This is a genomic window from Mesorhizobium sp. P2_F8, from assembly GCF_056403655.1.
The window spans coordinates 239528-257431 of sequence record NZ_JBFUFB010000003.1 but is presented as its reverse complement, the minus strand read 5'-3'; the positions used below and the strand labels follow the sequence as shown (position 1 = coordinate 257431).

General features: G+C 62.9%; 17 protein-coding genes. 7 read left to right on the top strand and 10 right to left on the bottom strand.

The genetic code is table 11. The features are described 5' to 3' along the window. Nucleotides 1-121: 121 nt before the first annotated feature. Together AC1DZP_RS08555 and AC1DZP_RS08550 are read left to right on the top strand one after the other, a co-directional pair. Nucleotides 122-1114, top strand: a complete 993-nt coding sequence (locus tag AC1DZP_RS08555) for an alpha/beta hydrolase (RefSeq protein WP_477301564.1) — start codon at nucleotides 122-124, stop codon at nucleotides 1112-1114. 1013 nt (nucleotides 1115-2127) lie between these two features. Continuing rightward, a complete protein-coding gene (locus tag AC1DZP_RS08550; protein ID WP_477301562.1) occupies nucleotides 2128-2874 on the top strand; it encodes a bestrophin-like domain in 747 nt (248 codons plus the stop codon). Between the two features lie 290 nt (nucleotides 2875-3164). Here AC1DZP_RS08550 and AC1DZP_RS08545 read toward each other — a convergent pair whose 3' ends face one another. Then, complete coding sequence (locus tag AC1DZP_RS08545) at nucleotides 3165-3677, bottom strand: OmpA family protein (RefSeq protein ID WP_477301560.1); 513 nt, start codon at nucleotides 3675-3677, stop codon at nucleotides 3165-3167. Between the two features lie 10 nt (nucleotides 3678-3687). Next, the gene (locus AC1DZP_RS08540) at nucleotides 3688-4347 is read right to left on the bottom strand and encodes a L,D-transpeptidase (RefSeq protein WP_477301558.1); all 660 of its coding nucleotides are present in this window, start codon (nucleotides 4345-4347) and stop codon (nucleotides 3688-3690) included. 491 nt (nucleotides 4348-4838) lie between these two features. Between AC1DZP_RS08540 and AC1DZP_RS08535 the strand changes: the two genes are divergently transcribed. Beyond that, on the top strand, nucleotides 4839-5369 hold the full coding sequence (locus tag AC1DZP_RS08535; RefSeq protein WP_477301557.1) for a FecR domain-containing protein: 531 nt from the start codon (nucleotides 4839-4841) through the stop codon (nucleotides 5367-5369). Nucleotides 5370-5375: 6 nt separating this feature from the next. Next, entirely contained in the window at nucleotides 5376-7244 is a 1869-nt protein-coding gene (locus AC1DZP_RS08530) for a CHASE2 domain-containing protein (protein ID WP_477301555.1), read from the top strand. Between the two features lie 61 nt (nucleotides 7245-7305). Here the strand turns inward: AC1DZP_RS08530 and AC1DZP_RS08525 are convergent, their stop codons facing one another. Continuing rightward, nucleotides 7306-7731, bottom strand: coding sequence for a globin family protein (locus AC1DZP_RS08525; protein WP_477301553.1), 426 nt, complete (start codon nucleotides 7729-7731; stop codon nucleotides 7306-7308). A gap of 672 nt (nucleotides 7732-8403) precedes the next feature. Here AC1DZP_RS08525 and AC1DZP_RS08520 point away from each other — a divergent pair. Genes AC1DZP_RS08520 through AC1DZP_RS08510 form a run of 3 tightly spaced genes read left to right on the top strand, consistent with a single transcriptional unit; the run spans nucleotide 8404 to nucleotide 13645 of the window. Continuing rightward, complete coding sequence (locus tag AC1DZP_RS08520; RefSeq protein WP_477301551.1) at nucleotides 8404-12528, top strand: Pls/PosA family non-ribosomal peptide synthetase; 4125 nt, start codon at nucleotides 8404-8406, stop codon at nucleotides 12526-12528. After that, nucleotides 12525-12986 carry a GNAT family N-acetyltransferase gene (locus tag AC1DZP_RS08515; RefSeq protein WP_477301549.1) on the top strand — a complete coding sequence of 154 codons (462 nt, stop codon included), beginning with the start codon at nucleotides 12525-12527 and terminating at the stop codon, nucleotides 12984-12986. The genes AC1DZP_RS08520 and AC1DZP_RS08515 overlap by 4 nt, the downstream gene beginning before the upstream one ends. Then, nucleotides 12983-13645, top strand: coding sequence for a 4'-phosphopantetheinyl transferase family protein (locus AC1DZP_RS08510; protein ID WP_457150310.1), 663 nt, complete (start codon nucleotides 12983-12985; stop codon nucleotides 13643-13645). The genes AC1DZP_RS08515 and AC1DZP_RS08510 overlap by 4 nt, the downstream gene beginning before the upstream one ends. Nucleotides 13646-13692: 47 nt before the next feature. Here the strand turns inward: AC1DZP_RS08510 and AC1DZP_RS08505 are convergent, their stop codons facing one another. The 7 genes from AC1DZP_RS08505 to AC1DZP_RS08475 all read right to left on the bottom strand — a co-directional run bounded on the left by AC1DZP_RS08505 (nucleotide 13693) and on the right by AC1DZP_RS08475 (nucleotide 17686). Then, on the bottom strand, nucleotides 13693-13842 hold the full coding sequence (locus tag AC1DZP_RS08505; protein WP_457150309.1) for a hypothetical protein: 150 nt from the start codon (nucleotides 13840-13842) through the stop codon (nucleotides 13693-13695). A gap of 10 nt (nucleotides 13843-13852) precedes the next feature. Beyond that, nucleotides 13853-14170: a DUF2934 domain-containing protein gene (locus tag AC1DZP_RS08500; protein WP_457150308.1), complete on the bottom strand. Its 318-nt coding sequence runs from the start codon at nucleotides 14168-14170 to the stop codon at nucleotides 13853-13855. Between the two features lie 182 nt (nucleotides 14171-14352). Next, entirely contained in the window at nucleotides 14353-14622 is a 270-nt protein-coding gene (locus AC1DZP_RS08495) for a vWA domain-containing protein (RefSeq protein ID WP_457150307.1), read from the bottom strand. A gap of 305 nt (nucleotides 14623-14927) precedes the next feature. Continuing rightward, nucleotides 14928-15446 carry a DoxX family protein gene (locus AC1DZP_RS08490; protein WP_457150306.1) on the bottom strand — a complete coding sequence of 173 codons (519 nt, stop codon included), beginning with the start codon at nucleotides 15444-15446 and terminating at the stop codon, nucleotides 14928-14930. A gap of 257 nt (nucleotides 15447-15703) precedes the next feature. Continuing rightward, nucleotides 15704-16183, bottom strand: a complete 480-nt coding sequence (locus tag AC1DZP_RS08485; protein ID WP_457150305.1) for a tetratricopeptide repeat protein — start codon at nucleotides 16181-16183, stop codon at nucleotides 15704-15706. A 174-nt stretch (nucleotides 16184-16357) separates the two neighbouring features. Then, nucleotides 16358-17329 (bottom strand): MBL fold metallo-hydrolase, encoded by a 972-nt coding sequence (locus AC1DZP_RS08480; protein WP_477301545.1) that lies wholly within the window; start codon nucleotides 17327-17329, stop codon nucleotides 16358-16360. Between the two features lie 114 nt (nucleotides 17330-17443). Continuing rightward, a complete protein-coding gene (locus tag AC1DZP_RS08475) occupies nucleotides 17444-17686 on the bottom strand; it encodes a DUF680 domain-containing protein (protein ID WP_457150303.1) in 243 nt (80 codons plus the stop codon). Between the last annotated feature and the right edge of the window lie 218 nt (nucleotides 17687-17904).

The following is a 17904-nucleotide window of genomic DNA, read 5'->3' as shown; positions in this document are numbered from 1 at the left end:
CAGTGCGTGCGTGAACGCGTTCGCATGCCGATGAACAGAGCTTAGCTCTACACGCCACCCTGGAGAGAAAGATATGAAGCTCAGCCCCTCCCTCGCAACCCTCAGTCTAGGAGTAACCCTCATGACCCAAGCCGCCACTGCCGCGCCCATACCGAACGCGGCAACTGATCCCCGGATTGACCCCCAAGTCCGGTCTTTCCTGGCTGATCTCAACAAGGACAGTAGCCCGTTCTGGGAGCTGCCGCAGCCGAAACCGCAGGACACTCTGACCGCTCTGCAAAACCAGACGCCAGTCGACATTTCCGGCGTGACAACGACAGAAGAAACCATCACCGAAGACGGCCGCACGGTGAAACTCTATATCATGAAGCCAGACCATGTGAGCGGAACGCCGGGCGTTCTGCTGTTCATTCATGGTGGCGTGTGGATCGTCGGCAACTTCGAGAACCACAAGCGCCTGTTACGCGATCTCGTTGTCGGGTCGGGCCAGATCGGAGTGTTCGTCGAGTACACGCCGCTGCCGCAGGCCAAGTACCCGGTGCAGCTCGAGGAGAGCTACGCCGCTCTCAAGTGGGTTTCCGAGCATGCGGCCGATTTCGGCGCCGATGGCAGCCGCATCGCAGTGGCGGGCAATTCGGTCGGCGGCGACATGTCTGCTGCGCTGACACTTATGGCCAAGGACCGCAAGGGACCCAAAATCAGCTACCAGGTCCTCATGATCCCTGCGACCGACGCCAGCGTTGACACCAAGTCGTACCACGAATTCGGGACCGGGCGCTTTCTGGCGCGCGACTTCATGAAGTACGGTTGGGACCTCTACGCGCCGGACGAGAAGACGCGGAACAATCCCTATGTCTCGCCGTTGCGCGCCAGCCTGGACGAACTAAAGGGCCTGCCGCCGACGCTCGTCATCACGGCAGAAAACGATCCGTTGCGCGACGAAGGCGAGGCCTATGCCCGCAAGCTGAAAAACGCCGGCGTCGATGTGACGGCCATCCGCTACAACGGCGTCATTCACGACTTCGTGCTGCTCAACGCTATCCGCCAAGTGCCTGAGGTAAGAGCGGCTTTGTTGCAGGTGAGCGCGGGACTTAGCCACCATCTCGCTCGGTGATCTCAGCCCCTCCCTATCGGGCGCATGCCCAGGCGCCGCTACTTGAGCGGCGTCTGGGACTTTTGCAGCCCTCGGAAGGCAATCAATGGCGTCGGAACACGCCCTTAGATGCCGCATCGTTTCGTACTGACACTCTGGCGATCCAACGCCCAGGTCCTGCCGATGCTGCTTGCTCGCAAAATGCCGCCTGCTGGCGCAATCACGACGTCCAGCCCTGTCGCTAGCACGTCTGCTTTCAGGCCGCGGCTAAGCCAATCTCAACGGCTGACATGAGACGTTAAGCTGCCATTTGTCGCACAGAGAATGAAGGTCTCCGCCGAATGTACAACGGGTCTTTCAGGGTGGTTGCAATAGTCTAACGTGTATGTATCGCCATTGCGGCCGCCAGACTAAGATAATTTCGAACAACTCAACCCCTCACCGCCTCTTGAAATATTGCACTGGTGCGGCATGCCGCGCGAGGTTGCCCTGGTGCAGGCTTCTCAGACTGAGACGACCCATCATTGCCGGTCCCTCCAGCCCCTCGCCCCGTCGTTGGCGATAAACGTCGCCGCCTGATCGACATTCGCATCGCGCCCGGGGCCTTGCTTGGTGTCGGAGCAGGTTTGTCGTGCAAACATCGCCGGTCGGCACCCTGCTGCCTCTGCGCAACGCGGCTGCAAGTGCTGGTTGGCGAGCACAGGCTGACGGCAGCAGATTCTGAAGCAGCCCGCCCCAAGCGCAAAACACCAACCTGACCCGCAATAGGAGTCCAGGCGGGATCGATTGGCGGGCAATTGGGAATCCTCCCCTCGCAAGCACTCCCTGCGACGCGATTATGAAGCAGGTCTTTCGACCGCCGTGGGCAGCCGATTGCACCCGTGCATGGAGTTTGTTGACAGGATGGAACACAGTGGCATTGCCACGAGTGGAACGACGGCCTTACAAACGCCTGACGACGAACTCTCAGGAGGGCAGGCGCTACTATGAGTGGCTGGTTGCATACTCTTCCACTCGCTTGGATGGCTCTCGTCGTGTTCGGGGCCACCTATATCGTCGCGTTCATCTTGCACCAAGGCATCGCCGCTCTGTCCGTGGGCTCCACGGCGCGGTCATTCAAGGCGCTTTCGCCTGGCATGTTGCCGCCGCTCGGTATCATCTTTGGCTTGTTTGTGGCGTTCACCGCGGCTCAGGTCTGGAGCGACAACGATCACGCCAATGCGGCAGTCAATCGCGAGGCCAGTGCATTGCGGTCGGTCGTGCTTCTGGCGAGCAGCTTTCCCGGGGAGCCCGAGGCGCGCTTGCGGACGCTGGTGCACAGCTATATCGAGGAAACGACCAGCCAGGAGTGGCCGCTGATGGCCGAGAGCGCGGCGACCCTCACCATAATCCCGCCGGCGCTTAACGAGGCGCTGCGGACGACGCTGGCTTTGACGCCAAGCAATCCCGGCCAGGAGATCGCGCAGCGCGAGATGACGAGGTGGCTTGAAGACGCCTTCGAGGCGCGTCGGCAACGGGTTCTCGTCAGCTCCGCGCAAGTCAACCCCACGAAGTGGGCCTGCCTGATCCTGCAAGCCTTCTGTGCTCTTCTCGCGATCGCGATCGTTCACAGTGATAACCGAATGGCATCGGCGATCGCTCTTGGAAGTTTTGCGACCGGCGTGGCGGCATCCGTTCTCTTGATTCTCGCCCACGATCGGCCCTTCACCGGGGAGATCGCAGTGTCGCCGCAACCGTTGCTGCAAGTTATGCCCGAAGCCAAAGCGAGCGGCGGCGGATGATACAAGCAGGAGTGCAGAGACGGGTAGATTCCCACTCCGGTGTGGCGCCGGTGGCCATGACTGTCTTCGGGATCATTTTGACAGTCCGCGACGGGATCGCCTCACGGCGCTGAGGAAGCTGAATGCCAATGTCGGCAATTGGCGCAATCAAGACGTCCGGCCCTGTCGCTGGCCACGTCTGCTTTCAGGCAGCGGTTAAGCCAATCTCTTCGGCCGACATGAGGCGCAAAGCAGCCATGCCGCCGTCGCGTTGTGAGACCCTGATTTGGTGACAAGCAAAACAGCAGCCCCTACGACTCGTCCCTCTCATCGCGCAAATTAGACACAACGCGGCGGTTCTGCGACCTGCAGGCGGAGTTGGGGCAGTCGCGGACGAGCCTGTCCTTGCCGTAGCCCTTGGCCCACATGCGGTTGCGGTCTATGCCGCCGGCGGCGAGGTAGTCCATCACCGCATCGGCGCGCTTCTGCGACAGCGCTGTTTCGCTCGCGCCGGGATCGTCGGCGAAACCCTGCAGCTTGAGCAGCCAGCGCGGATTCTTTGCCAACCAGGCGACCTGGGTGTCGAGGGTGGCCTTGGCGACAGAATCGAGCGCGGCCGAACCTTGCGTGAAATAGATGCGGCGGCCGACATTGAGGATAAAATCCTCCTCGCTGCCCGGCTGCACGTTCTGGAAGCCGGCAACCTCGGCGTTGGTGACGTCGGGCGTGGGAGGGGCCAGCGTGTTGCTGGTCGAGCAGGATGCGGCCAGCACCAGCAGGCTGGCGGCGAGCAGCCGGCGCGTGTTTTCAATCATGCGGCTCATGAGGCGCCAATCATTCGACAGTGGTGGAAGCGGGCGCCTGGTCGGCGATGTGCGGCAGGACCTCCACCGCGGTGCCGATCGGGCACCGCTGGTAGAGGTCGATGATGTCTTCCGGGAACATGCGGATGCAGCCGCTGGAAGCGTCGGTGCCGATGCTCCATGGCTCCAGCGTGCCATGCAGGCGGTAGCCGATGTCAGCGCCGTCGCGGTACAGATAGAGCGCGCGCGGCCCGAGCGGATTGTTGGACGCGCCGCCTGCGATCATGGGCGGTAGCTCCGGCCTGCGCTTGCGCATTTCGGGGGGCGGGACCCATTGCGGCCACAGCGCGCGGCGGTCGATCGTCGCGCGGCCGTACCATTTGAAGCCGTCCTTGCCGACGCCGACGCCGTAGCGGATGGCGGTCTTGTTTTCCATGATGAGGTAGAGGAAGTGGTGGCGGGTATCGACCACGACGGTGCCGACCGGCTCGCTGCTGAAATACTTGACGATCTGGCGATGCCATCTCTTGTCGATCTTGGCGAAGTTGGTCTTGCGATAGACAAAATTGTTGTCAATGGCGGTGCCGGCGAAAAAGGATTTTGCCGTCGCGGCTTGAACAATATTGCCGGTTGCACTGACCCCGACCAGCGCCAGGCCGCCGAGCACGACCCCCCTGCGTGATAAAACCATCGGCAATCCCCACTGCCTTGAGCCTGGCGAACCATAATTGAGAATTATTTCGCCTCAAAGTGGAAAATGCTGCGTTGCTTCCGTCACAAACCTCGCGGAATCACCAGACTGGGCAATTGCGAACAACTCAGCTCCCCTCAATACCGCCTAAGATACTGCACCTTACGCTCGTGCTTCTCGACCGCCTCACGAGTGTCGAAAGGCCCCTCCCGCTTGCCGGGTTTTTCGCCCTTCTTGCGTGGGGCGCTCCGTCATTGCCGGTCCCTCCAGCACCTCGACCGTGTCGTCGGCGGCAAACGTCGCCGCCTGATCGACATTCGCATCGCGGCCGGGGCCTTGCTTGGTGTCGCAGCAGGTTTGTCGTGCTAGGATCGCCGGTCGGCACCCCTCAGCGCAACACGGCTGCAAGTGCCGGTTCGTACGCATGCCGCCAGGCTGGCGGCGCAAGATTTTGTTGCCGGAGGTTTTTGCAAGAGCAAAGGGGGACATCGATGAGCGCAAGGGACCGATTTTTCCGTAGCCTGGTGGCTGGCCTGTTTGCCGGTGTCTTCTGGGTGGATGCCGCCCTGGCGCAGGGCGCGGGGTGTGCGTTCGCGCCGGAGGGCGGCACGTCCCGACAGATCCTGAGGTGTCAGGAAGGCCTTACCATCATTGTCGAAGGCGGGGCTCGGTTCACGCTGGCGGACCGCGATCGAAACGGCAAGGTCGATACGGTCAGGTTGCGGCGCAAGGCGCTGCTGCTCGATGCTCCAGCCGGCTCGATCCCGGGTGGCTTCGCGGTTGTCACCCCGCAGGCGATCGCCGCGGCGCGCGGCACCAAATGGGCAGTCGACGTCGGCGGGGGCAAGACGTCTGTCTTCGTCCTCAGGGGCCGCGTCGCCGTAAACCGGCCCGCGTCGAGAGCCGGCGTGGTGCTGGCGCCGGGCGATGGCGTCGACGTCACGGCCGGAACAGGACCACTGACCGTCAAGCGCTGGCCCGCCAAGCGCGTTTCCGCCTTGCTGGCCCGTTTCGGCCAGTGAGCGGCAGTGAGCCGGCGAGCGCTTCCGACGCTGATCGCGCTCATCCTGGCGGGTCTCTGGGGCGCCGGCCTGGGCTTCGCGCACTGGCGCGGCAATCTGTGGTTTCTCGATCGCGTCGAAGCAACGATGACCGATCTTCGAACGCTCGTTCGAGGAACGGCAAAGCCACCGGAGCTGATCACCATTGTCGCGATAGACGACGAAGCGGTGCGGCACGAGGGTGCATATCCGCTCAGCCGCGCCACGCTTGCCCGGCTTGTCGATACGATCGCGCGGCTTGGACCGAAAGCCATTGCGCTCGACCTGCTGCTGGTCGATCCGGGGGAAAAGGACAACGATGAGGCGCTCGCCCGTTCGCTGAGCGGGAGTGCGAGCGTCATCGCTGCCGCGGCGGTCTATCCCGGAGGTGAACAATGGACGGTGGCCGAGGGCGACGGACCCATCGCCGGCGTGCCGAATGCCGAGCGGTTCCTGTGGCCACTCAAAGCATTCTCGGATGCCGCCGCCGTCGGCGTCGTCAACGTGGCCACCGACAAGACGGGAACGCCCCGCTTCGTGCCGTTGCTGTTTCGGGCCGGAGATCGGCTGGAAACGTCTTTCCCCTTGCGTGTTGCCGCCATGGCAGCAGGAGGGGATCCAGAAATCGCCGCCGATCATCTATCGCTGGGCGGACGCTCAATCCGGACCGACATTGGTCACATCCTGCCTCTGACCTTCTATGGCCCGCGCGGCACGATCCGCACGATCAGCGCGGCGACCGTGCTGGAGGGCCAACTCGATCCCCGCACGATCCTGGATCGAATTGTGGTGATCGGAGCCACTGCAACCGGCACCGGCGATGTTTACCCGACACCGTTCGATCCCATCCTCCCGGGCGTCGAAGTCATGTCGACGGCGATTGCCCACCTGATGACCGGCGACGCAGTTGTGCGAGACCAATATGTCCGGCTTGCCGATGCCGGTTTTGCAGTGGTGCTGCCAATGGTTCTTGTCGGGCTGTTGGCATGGCGGCGAAATGCCGGCGGCCTCGCGGCGGTCGCCGGCGTGGTCCTGGTCTGGCTGGTGGTCAACATGACCGCCTTCCTGCACCACATCTGGCTGAGCGCCGCGCTGCCGATGACCGCCGCCATTCCGCCTGCCATCCTGTTCGGTGCCGCGCAGCTTTGGCTGGGCAGGAGCCGGGCGCAATTTTTCGCAACGCAGAGCCAATTGCTTCAACGCGTTGAAGCCCCAGGCATGGGCGAGTGGCTGGCCAAGCATGGCGACTTCCTCTCGGAGCCCGTCCGAACAGACGCCGCCATCCTGTTCATCGACCTGTCCGGCTTCACCGGACTGAGCGAAACATTGGGACCGATCGCCACCCGCGAACTCCTGAACAGTTTTCATGCGTTGGTCGGCGAAGAAGTGACGAACTGCTGCGGCGTCGTCACCAGTTTCATGGGCGACGGAGCCATGATCCTGTTCGGCCTGCCGCAACCGGCGGCAAATGACGCCTTCAATGCCGCCCGCTGTTGCGTGGGGCTCTCCGGCCGCACCAACGATTGGCTTGTGTCGTTGCCTGCATCGACTGCATCCCGGCTCGGCTTCAAGATTGGCGCCCATCACGGAACGATCGTGGCCTCTCGGCTCGGCGGCGAAGGCCGTCAGCACATCGCGGCCATAGGTGACACGGTCAACGTTGCCAGCCGCCTGATGGAGATCGCAGCCGACCAGGATGCCGAAGTCGCGGTGAGCGACAAAATGCTCGATGCCGCCGGAAGCGACTGCGCGTTGTTCAAATCCGGTGCCCTGAAAGGACCTGTGGAAACACAGATCCGCGGGCGATCCGGCTCGCTGGCTATCTGGCTTTGGCAGAGTTCAGGGACGCTGCCGTAGAGGGTTGCCGCCGTGCGCGGCATGACAATTCGGGGCGTCGTCACATCGTGCGCGCCTGCCCTCACGCCGCGAGTTGGACCTCACGGGCGGCCGCGATCATGACACTCGCGAGCAAGCCGTAGGCTGCCTCCCAGGCCTCCCGCACCGCCGGTGTAAAAGCGGGGCCGAGGCCGGCCGCCAGCGTCTCGATCAGCGCTTGCCCGACGATCGGGTAATGATGCTCTTCAACACCGTAGGTGACGTGACGCTTGGCGAGTTCGCGCACGGTGGGCAGAATGGTGTCGGCACGATCCAGTCCATGCACGACGAAGCCCAGGCTCGCCATCAGCTTCGCGCCTTGCTTGGTCATGTCTCTCACCGGAAACAGCGCCCGAAGAGACCCGTCGATCGCGAACAGGCGTTCATAGAACAAGGCGGCGGCAGCGGCACGGATCGGGACGACCTCACGAAAACTATCCTGGACAAGTCGAATCTGGTCGGGTGTCATCGGCGCGCTCCTCTGGTTCTGGTCTGGGTGAGCCCCGACCATGCGCCCGGGCCGTTTCGCATCCATGTCGCCTGTCGCGCCGAACTGTTTCAGTTATGTCTCAATTTGGCTTCAGGTTGCGTTCGATTGTTTTCAACTCCTTCCCGGCGCCGCAATGTTCGGCAGCCCATCCCCTCAATGCCGCTTGAAATACTGCACCTCGCGCAGGTGCTTCTCGGCCGCTTCGCGAAGGTGGCGCCGTGGAGCTCGACGGCGGAGGCTTCACCCTCCCCCAAGGACCAATAAGGGAGAGCAGCACAACAAAACGGGTTCCATCGGGCGCCGGCGCGTTGGTTGCCGAAGCATCAAACGCAAAACCCGCCTGTGCGGCGGGTCATTGGCGCAAATCAGCACCATGGACAAATATGTAGCATAGCTGCCCTCACCATGTCAAGAATAAATTCCTATCGCCCCCCCCCGGAACAAAAGCTGCCGACACCGCAGGACTGGCCGTCGACAGGCCTGTTGATCTGAGTTCGGAGCCCCGAGGCGAAGGGTACGAAGAGCGCCCAGACACAATCCAGAAACAATATTCAACAGTTCGGAAAAACTGGCGAAAAGATCGCATGGCATAACCTCCCGCGGCGGCCGGAAACGGCTGCGGTAGCCGTTGCTCGGCCAAGACGGGAAAGAATGGACATGGACCAAGGTTTCGATATCGCCGAACTGGACGCGGCAAGACCGGACAGCCAACCGGAAACTGGCCTGGCAATCGTCGATGCGCTCGTGGAGGCCACTCACGGCTCCGGAAGGCGCGCACGCGGCCAGATCCTGACGGGCGCCGACTTTGCCCGGCAGGGGCAACCCGGTGAGCGGCTCGATACCGTCTTCGAAGAGCTCGCCGAGACATTTGCCGCGTTGCCGGCGGTGATCTCCGACGGGCGGGTCTGGACGTATCAGGAGCTGGACAACCGTGCCAACCAGTTCGCCCGCCTGCTGGTCAAGCGAGGCGTGCGAAGGGGTGACCGGGTTGGGCTCATTCTCGACCGGTCGGCGGAGACCTATGTTGCCGTGCTGGCGGTTATGAAGGCAGGCGCGGCCTTCGTGCCGCTGGCCACCGCGTTTCCTCAGGAGCGGATGACGCTCATCATCGAAGACGCCAGCGTCAGCCTGATCGTCACCATCGCCGCCTACGCGTCGCGAGCCGATCAACTGCCCGTTCCCCACCTGCTGATCGACAGCGCCGCCACCGAGATCTCCAAACAGTCGAGCGCGCCGCTGAAGCCGGATGCGAGGACCGCTGTATCGGACGACACCTGCTACATCCTCTACACCTCTGGCACCACCGGCAAGCCCAAGGGCGTGGTCATCAAGCACCAGAGCTTCGTCAACTTCATCCGCGTCGCCGCCGCATCCTACGGATACCGGCCGGGCGATCGTGTCTACCAGGGCATGACCATCGCCTTCGACTTTTCCTCCGAAGAGATCTGGGTGCCGTTTGTCGCCGGCGCGACGGTCGTGCCGGCGCCAGGCCAGATGCCTCTCGTCGGCGAGGAACTGGCGGATTTCCTGCGGCTCCATGACATCACCTGCATGGCCTGCAGCCCGACCCTGTTGTCGTCGATGGCGAGCGACGTGCCCAGCCTGCGCACACTGCTGGTGGGCGGCGAGGCCTGCCCGCACAATCTGGTGGTGCGCTGGTCGAAGCCGGGGCGGCAGATTCTCAACACCTATGGCCCGACCGAAGCCACCGTCACCGCAACCATGGGCGCGCTGACGCCCGACAGTCCGGTGACGATCGGCGCGCCGTTGCCGACCTACTCGATCGTCATTCTCGACGCTTCGCTGCCGCAGCTTGCGGAGCCTGGTGAACTGGGTGAGATCGGCATCGCCGGCATCGGGCTTGCGGTCGGCTATCTCAACCGGCCGGATCTGACGCACCAGAAATTCATCGCCGATTTCCTCGGCCTGCCCAACAACCCGTCGCAGCGCATCTACCGGACGGGCGACCTTGGCCGCATCAACGACAAGGGCGAGATCGAGTATAACGGGCGCATCGACACCCAGGTGAAGATCCGCGGCTATCGCATCGAACTCGGCGAGATCGAGGCGGTGCTGCTGGACCAGCCGGAGATCGCGCAGGCTGCCGTCACCACCTGGGAGATCGAGCCCGGTCGCGTCGAACTCGTTGCCTACTACGCGCCAAAACCAGGCCTGCCGGCGATTTCCCGCGCCGATCTCGCCCAGGTGATGAAGCGACGCCTGCCGGATTACATGGTGCCCTCCTACCTGGAGGAACTGCCGGCGATCCCGATGACGGTCTCCAACAAGGTCGACCTTCGCCAGCTGCCGAAACCGACAAGCCTTCGGCTTTCGGCCGATCGCGCGATGGTGCCGCCCGGCAATGACGACGAGCGTTTCCTGGCCGACGCACTGGCTGCGGTGCTGAAATTCGACGAGGTGTCCGTCGAGGACAATTTCTTCGACGATCTCGGCGCCAATTCGCTGCTCATGGCCCATTTCTGCGCGCGCGTGCGCACCAGGAAGGAATGGGCGACGACGTCGATGCGCGACATCTATCTCTATCCGACCGTGGCGCGCCTCGCCAAACACCTAAGCGTGGCGGAAGGGATGACGACGGCCACCAATGAGCGCGTTCTCACCCGCAAGGCGTCGAATTTTGCCTACTGGACCTGCGGCGCGGCGCAGCTCCTGTTCTACGGACTCTACAGCTATGTGGCGCTGTGGGCGTTCAATGACGGCCTCAACTGGATGTATGACGCGCTCGACAATCCGCTGCAGCTCTATTTGCGCTGCGTGGCGCTTTCGGCCGCCGTGTTCTTCGGCATGTCGGGCTTCGCCGTCATCGCCAAATGGGTCCTCATCGGCCGCTGGAAGGCCGAGGCGTTTCCGATCTGGGGCCTGCGCTACTACCGCTTCTGGGTCGTCAAGACATTGATCCGAACCGCACCCGTCGTGCTGTTCCGGGGCAGCCCGCTCTACAGTTTCTATCTACAGCTTCTCGGCACCAAACTTGGCAAGAACGCCGTCATCGAATCGAAATCGGTGCCCGTCTGCACCGACCTCATTTCGATCGGCGCCAACACCATCCTGCGCAAGGAATCGATGATCCTCGGCTTCAGGGCCCAGTCCGGCTACATCCACACCGGCCCGTTGACCATCGGCCGCGATGCCTTCGTCGGGGTGGGCTCGACGCTCGACATCGACACCAGCATCGGCGACGGCGCCCAGCTCGGCCATTCGTCCTCGCTGCACCGCGGGCAAAGCATCCCCGACGGCGAACGCTGGCATGGATCGCCGGCCGTGCCGACCACTGCGGACTATTGCAAGGTGCGCAACGTCGATCCTTCCAACATCCGGCGCTTCCTCTTCGAAGCGGTCCAGCTGATTGGCCTGTTTGCCATCGTCACCCCGCTGCCGCTATTGTTCCACAGCTATTGGGAGAACGTCGGCGACGACTATCAGGAGACCATCGGCATTGTCGCGATCGGCACCACGGTCACGCTTTTTGGCTACATCGCCGTGGCCTTTCTCGCGGCAACGCTGGTGCCGCGCCTGTTCAGCCTGATCCTGAAGCCCGGCCGCACCTATACGCTTTACGGCTTCCGTTACTGGCTGCAGACGGTCGCCGAATTCTCGAGCAATTCCCGCGTCCTCGGCCTCCTGTTCGGCGACAGTTCGGCAATCGTGCACTACATGCGCGCCATCGGCTGGAACCTCAACAAGGTGGTGCAGACCGGTTCCAACTTCGGCAGCAACCAGCAGCACGAAAACCCGCTCCTGTGCGAGATCGGCACCGAGACCATGGTGTCGGACGGACTTTTCATGATCAACATGCACAAATCCGCCTCCGCATTCCGGCTCGAGCAGACGCGGATAGGCGAGCGCAACTATCTCGGCAACAACATCTATTACCCGCCGGATGGACGCACGGGCGACAACGTGCTGCTCGGCACCAAGGTGATGATCCCCATCGATGGGCCGCTGCGCGAGAATGTCGGCCTTCTCGGTTCGCCGTCCTTTGAAATCCCGCGCATGGTGAACCGCGACAAGGAACTCATCGCGGGTGTCGACGAGGACGACCGGCGCCGGCGCATCCCACTGAAGAACCGCCACAATATGGTGACGATCCTGCTGTTCGTGGCAACGCAATGGGTCATGCTGTTCGCCACACTGGCGATCTGGGACCGCGCGCTGAACTACTATACCGAATGGGCGGAGGTCGCCCTCTTCGTCGCCGTGCTTTTGACGTCCGCGATCACCATTCCGTTCTACATCCTTGTCGAGCGGGCAAGCCTTGGTTTTCGCAGGCTGAAGCCGCAGATGACGACGATCTACGACGTCGCCTTCTGGCGCCACGAACGCCACTGGAAGCTTGCGGATTCGCCGATCGTGCGCCTGTTTGCCGGCACGCCGTTCCGGCCGATGATCCTGCGCATGCTGGGCGTCAAGGTCGGCAAGCGGGTCTATGACGGCGGCAGCAACCTGACCGAGCGTTCGCTGGTCGAGATCGGCGATGACGTCACGCTCAATGAAGGCTGCGTCATCCAGGCCCATTCGCTGGAAGAAGGCGCGTTCAAGTCCGACTACATCCGCATCGGCAAGGGCTGCACGCTTGGACCTTCCGCATTCGTCCATTACGGCGTCGTGATGGGCGAGGGATCGATGGTCGACGTCGACTCCTTCGTGATGAAGGGCGAAGAGCTGGAGCCCAACTCCATCTGGCGGGGCAATCCGGCCAAGCTGCATCGGTTCGTGGAGCCGGTCACGGACGATGGCTCCAGGGCATCGGCTTGAAGGCCGCAGAAATTCTTCTCGCCACCCTGACCAAGGCCAACCAGGCCTTGGTCATGTCCCTGCAACTGGCCCCCGACCAGATGGATCTCGTCGCCAGCAATGCGGAGTCCCTGGACGAAGCCAGGTCTGACAGGGACGCGCGGCCCCGCGTCGTGATGGCTGGGGATCGTGTCGTCGGCTTCCTGATGTACGAGGCGCCGCAGGATGACGACGAAGCGCGGATCTACCGCTTCATGATCGACCGCACGTGGCAGGGCAGAGGCTACGGCAAGGCTGCGTTGCGTGAAGTGCTGGACGAAATCAGAAAGCTCGGCCACATTAGGCACGTTTCAATCTGCTACGAACCCCGCAATGAAGCAGCACGACAGCTCTACAGTGCCGCCGGTTTCGTGGAACAAAGGCTCGACGAGGATGGAGAAATGATCGCCGACCTCGCCTTCGCGGCGGATGATCGTTGACGCGGCCGCCCTCCCCTGAAAGTGCGCTTGCGCAAACATCCCTGCTGCAGGCGATGGTCGCCATCGCGCCCAAAAGTGTCCGGATCGGATGCCGGGTCATACAAGACGGAGACGAGGCCCACCTGCTGCCCGAGGAGGCACGGTCCATCCTCGCGCGCCAGCCGGCCATGCGGCGCGCAAGCGGAGCGGCCCGCTGGATCGCACACGGACTGCTGGCGGATGTTGGTGTCAACGACTTCGCCATCCTGCGCGCGCCATCCGGCACGCCGGTCTGGCCCGGCGGGATAACCGGTTCGCTCGCCCATGACGACGAAATGGCCGTAGCGGCGGTTGCGCCTGTTGCCGACATCGGCTCCCTTGGCATCGACGTCGAGCCCGCCCAACCCTTGCCCGATGACATCTTCGCGCTGGTCGCAACCCGTGCGGACCGGACAGACGCCGCGGACCCGCATCTTGCCGGTCGCGTGCTGTTTTGCGCCAAGGAAGCGGTCTACAAGGCGGTCTATCCGCTCGATCGCGAGGTCCTTGGCTATGAGGATATAGAAGTGGACCTCTACACGGGCCGAGCGACGACCAAGGGGGGCCGCAAGGTCAGCCTCGCTTACTGCGTTGCTCCGCGCGTGGTCGTCTTGGCGTTTGTTGACCAAGAGGCGGTTTAAGTCTCGTGCGGATGGTGGAAATGGGTCACGGCGTGACCCACCACCCCTCAGTGCCGCTTGAAATACTGCACCCCGCGTTCATGCTTCTCCGCCGCCTCACGCGTGTCAAACGTGCCGAGGTTGCGGCGCTTGCCGGTCTTTTCGTCCTTCTTGCGTGAATAGAGGCGGTATTTTCCGTCCTTGAGTTTCCTTATCATCCGTCTCTCCCTAGGACCGCCGCTTGCCCCCGAGGTTGCGCGCGGCTTGCTCGACCGCCGCTCGGTCGTGGCCCAGCCTGTCGATCAGCTCCTGCGCCTCGTCGCCCGATATGCCGGTGCGCATCGCCAGCGCCTCCACCGCCAGGACGTCGGAGCTGGCGATCTCGCCTGTTTCCGGCAGCGCATCGCCTGCCGTCAGCGGCAGCGCCGCCTCCCTATCGATCTCGGCCGCGGCCTGATGCCAGTGCCGCTCGGGATCCCCGCCCCCTTCGCGTTCCCAGATCTGGTATGCGCGCTGCTGGATCTTCTCATGCCGTTCGTCGCCCATGATCATTCCTCCGTTGCGTCAGGGAAGAACGCCGCGCCGACCCGAACGATCCAAAGAATCTGCGTGATCGTGGGTCATTTTGCTGGGATGGCGCTGGGCAGCGCTGGCCAGACCACGAGGTCATTCAAGGCCGCGGGCGAGCCCACCGCCTGGATGTCGGCCGTTCCCGGCCGGCCTTGTTGTCAGTGCCCCCAGATTCCCTGGCCATAGCCGGCTGACATGTCGGAGTTCGCACTTCCTCCCGGGGCCGGCGCGCTGTTGGCGGTGCCGATGCTCTTCGTGCCGCCGAGGTCGAGCGCATTGGCGCCATCGGACCCCATCGAATGGTAGACGCTGCTGCTCGGATAGGCGTCGGGGCCAGGGATGTAGTCCGTGCCATAGTTGTCGCTGCCGGCAAAAGCCGTGCCGGAGGCAAGCAAAACCGTGGCAATGGCCAAAACGATCTTTTTCATTTCAAGCTCCATCTTTGAAAGTTGACATTTGGCCCCAACGCGCCGCCCGCACCGCGTTCATGAGGCCTTCCCTTGATTGCTCTCGGGCGAAACCAGCCAACCGCGATGCCTACGGATTTGCGGCGGCAGCTTCAGCGTACGGTCGTGTTGGTCCTTCGTACGCTGTTGGCCAATTCATAGGGCCGTGGTGTTTGCACCGGCGTGGGACGGCGCGTGGTACCAACCACCGCAAACGTGGAATTCTGCGTTGAATGCGGCCGGGAAGCGCGTAGAACGCTGCCCGGGAGCGCAATGTGATGGCAATTTCAGATCGGCAGGCTGGTCTCGCCGTGCTGGGGATAGGCCGCCATGAGCGCGTCTACGGTGTCTTTGTCGCCACGCCGGGGCTTCACGAAACCAGTGAGCACCCTGTCCAGCGAAATCCTGCCGGCGCCTGATATGGCCAGCACGAACATGCCACCGGCAATGGCGAGATCCTTTTCGAAATGCAGCAATTCGTTCTGGTTGGCGAAGTTGGTGTGGAAGAGTGTCGCCGTTGCCAGGCAGAACAGGCCGAGACCGATGGCGCCCAGGCGCGTCAAAAGGCCCAGCCCGACCGAGAGCCCTGCCCCCAATTGCAGCGCAACCGTGGCAACAAACAGCGGCAGGCTGACGCCCAGCGCGGCTATCGCCTTGGCGGCGCCGTCGAAATGGGTGGCCAGTGTCAGGCCTTCATGCAGGAAGAGCAGGGAAAGCAGCAGGCGGCCGGCAAGGAGGGTCACATCCCCAGCGTATAGCTTCGTGGCGAGGAGGTGCAGCTTCGCGGCAAGTTCAGTCGGTGTCATGGTCGGGCTCCAATTTTTCTAACAGGCAGGCGCCGCGTCCGGTCGGACAGGCGCAATGGCGCTGCCAAGCGTCTGATTGAAAAAGGCCGGAGCCAGCGCAAGGGAGGGGATGCCGGCTCCGGCAATGGGCGCCAGCCACGAGCGCCCAAACTATGGTGCTTAAGAGGGATGGCGCGGCGCCAAGCCCCCTCTCCGTCTCGGCTTCGCCGAGCCACCTCTCCCCACATTCGTGGGAGCGAGGAACAGCCCTCTGGGCCCTACTTCGTCACCTTGGTGTCGATGGCCTTCTGCAGGTCCGACAGTTCCTCGCAGCCGGCCGGACAGAGTTTTTCCAGCGACGCCAGCTGTTCGTTGGCCTTGGCCATGTCGCCGGTCTCGACATAGAGCTCGCCCAGATATTCGCGGGCGGCCTTGTGGTCGGGCTTCAGCTCCAGCGCCTTGGTGTAGTAGGTCAAAGCGGTCTTGTAGTCGCCGGTCTTGCGCAGCGTGAAGCCGAGCAGATTGTAGACGTCGGGCTGCTGTGTGTCCTGCGCCAGGTCGCGCAGCTGGGCCAGCGCGCCAGTATAGTCCTTGGCCTCGATCTTGGCCTTGACGGCGGTGAGGTCAGGCGCGTTAGCGCCCTCGATGTCGTCGACGGCATAGGCGGGCATGATGGTCGCGACCGGAACCACGGTCAGCACCGCAACGGCGCCGAGCAGGCCGAACAGGGCATGTTTGCCAAAAACAGAATGTTTCATTGTCTTTCTCGCTTGGGTTGAGTGCTAGCGTTGAGAAGACGTTCGAAATTCGCTCTGGCGAGTCAGCTGATGGTGGTTTCGAGAACCGCAGCGCAGCAGAACGTCCGGTCCGTGAGCAACGGAAGCGCAGAAAACGCCTTCAGATGGCCGCCAGAGTGGAGTTTCCAAACGGCCTCAGATCTGGACCGGAGTGAAGCCGTAGGCGTTGCCGTCCTTGACGAAGACGCCGGTGCCAGGGAATGGAAAGTGCGAGCCCGAGATGCGGATGTTGTCGGCAATCACGCGGTCGATGATCTTGTGGCGCGTAGTGATCGCCGTTGGCCCGTCCTGGTCGTAGCTGCCCTGCCATTCTGGATGCGGCGCCAGAAGGGCGGGCACATACATGGTGTCGGCCGAGATCATGATCTGCTCGTTGCCGGAGTTGGCCAGGTAGACCGAGTGGCCGGGCGTATGCCCGGGCGCGGCGATGATATGGATGCCGGGCGCCACCTCGGCGCCGTCCTCGACCAGCTTCCAGTTTTTCCATTTGGGGAAGTTTTCGGCGATGCGCTTGCCCGCCGGCTTGCGGCCCTCGGGCAGCTTTGCCAACCGGCCGGGATCGGTCCACCAATTGTATTCGGTGGCGTTGACGATGAGCTCGGCATTCGGGAAAACCGGCGCGTTGGTGCCCTTTTCCATCAGGCCCCAGACATGGTCGGGGTGGAAATGCGAAATCATGATGGTGTCGATCGCCTTGTAGTCGATGCCGGCTGCAGCCATGTTGGCCGGCAGGTGGGTGGCGTTGGTCTGCCACTGGCCGACACCAGACCCGGCATCCATCATGATCAGCTTGCCGTTCATCTTGAGCACGACGACGGTGAGCGGGATGGGCATGAAGTCTGTGGTCAGCCCCGCCTTGGCGAGTGCTGCCTTGGTATCGTCGACCGAAACATCCTTGATGAAGGCCGGGTCATGCGGCTTGCGCCAGATGCCATCGTAGATGGCGGTGATCTCGATGTCGCCGACCTTGTATTTGTAGAAGCCGACTGTCGGCTCCACTGGCGTTTCGGCAAAGGCCGGTCGGGTGAATTCAAGCTTGCCGGCAAGGCCGAAGGCGGCAGCGGCAGCGGCGGATCCAAGCAGTGTGCGTCGTGTCATGCTGGACATGGTGGTCTCCTCTGTTGGTGGGTGCGGAAGGGATGATGGAGGGCCAAGCCCCAGGCCATCCCGATGCGGTTGAGGTCCGAACTGTTGGGATTCGGGTCTTGACCCCCGGCGAACTCAACGACCCCAGATGCCTTGGCCTGGTTCGCTCGCATTCGATTGCGTCGTCGCGTGCCGCGGCCCGGTCGTGACCTTGGTGTCGACGCCGTCTGTAGGTGCAATGTAGGGGATCGACGCGGTGGCGTTGGTGTCGACGGAGGCGACCGGTGAATTGGCGTTGTTTGCGCCGTGGTCACTGCCGGCAAAGGCAGCGCTCGAGGCAAGCAGCATGGCAGCCACGCTGAGAGCGAGCTTGGTCATTATCGTAGGTCCTTGTTTCGTTTCTTCGGGTTGCGGGCCGGGCGAATGGCCTCGCTGAAGGGAAGACCCGGCAGGGCGGGCCTTTATTCCCGGTGCGACAAGATTTTTATGAAATAATCGAATTCAAGTGCTCAGTGGCCACAAGGCTTGGGTTCCTCGCCCCCATGTCATGGGGGAGAGGTGGCTCGGCGAAGCCGAACCGGAGGGGAATGGCGCTG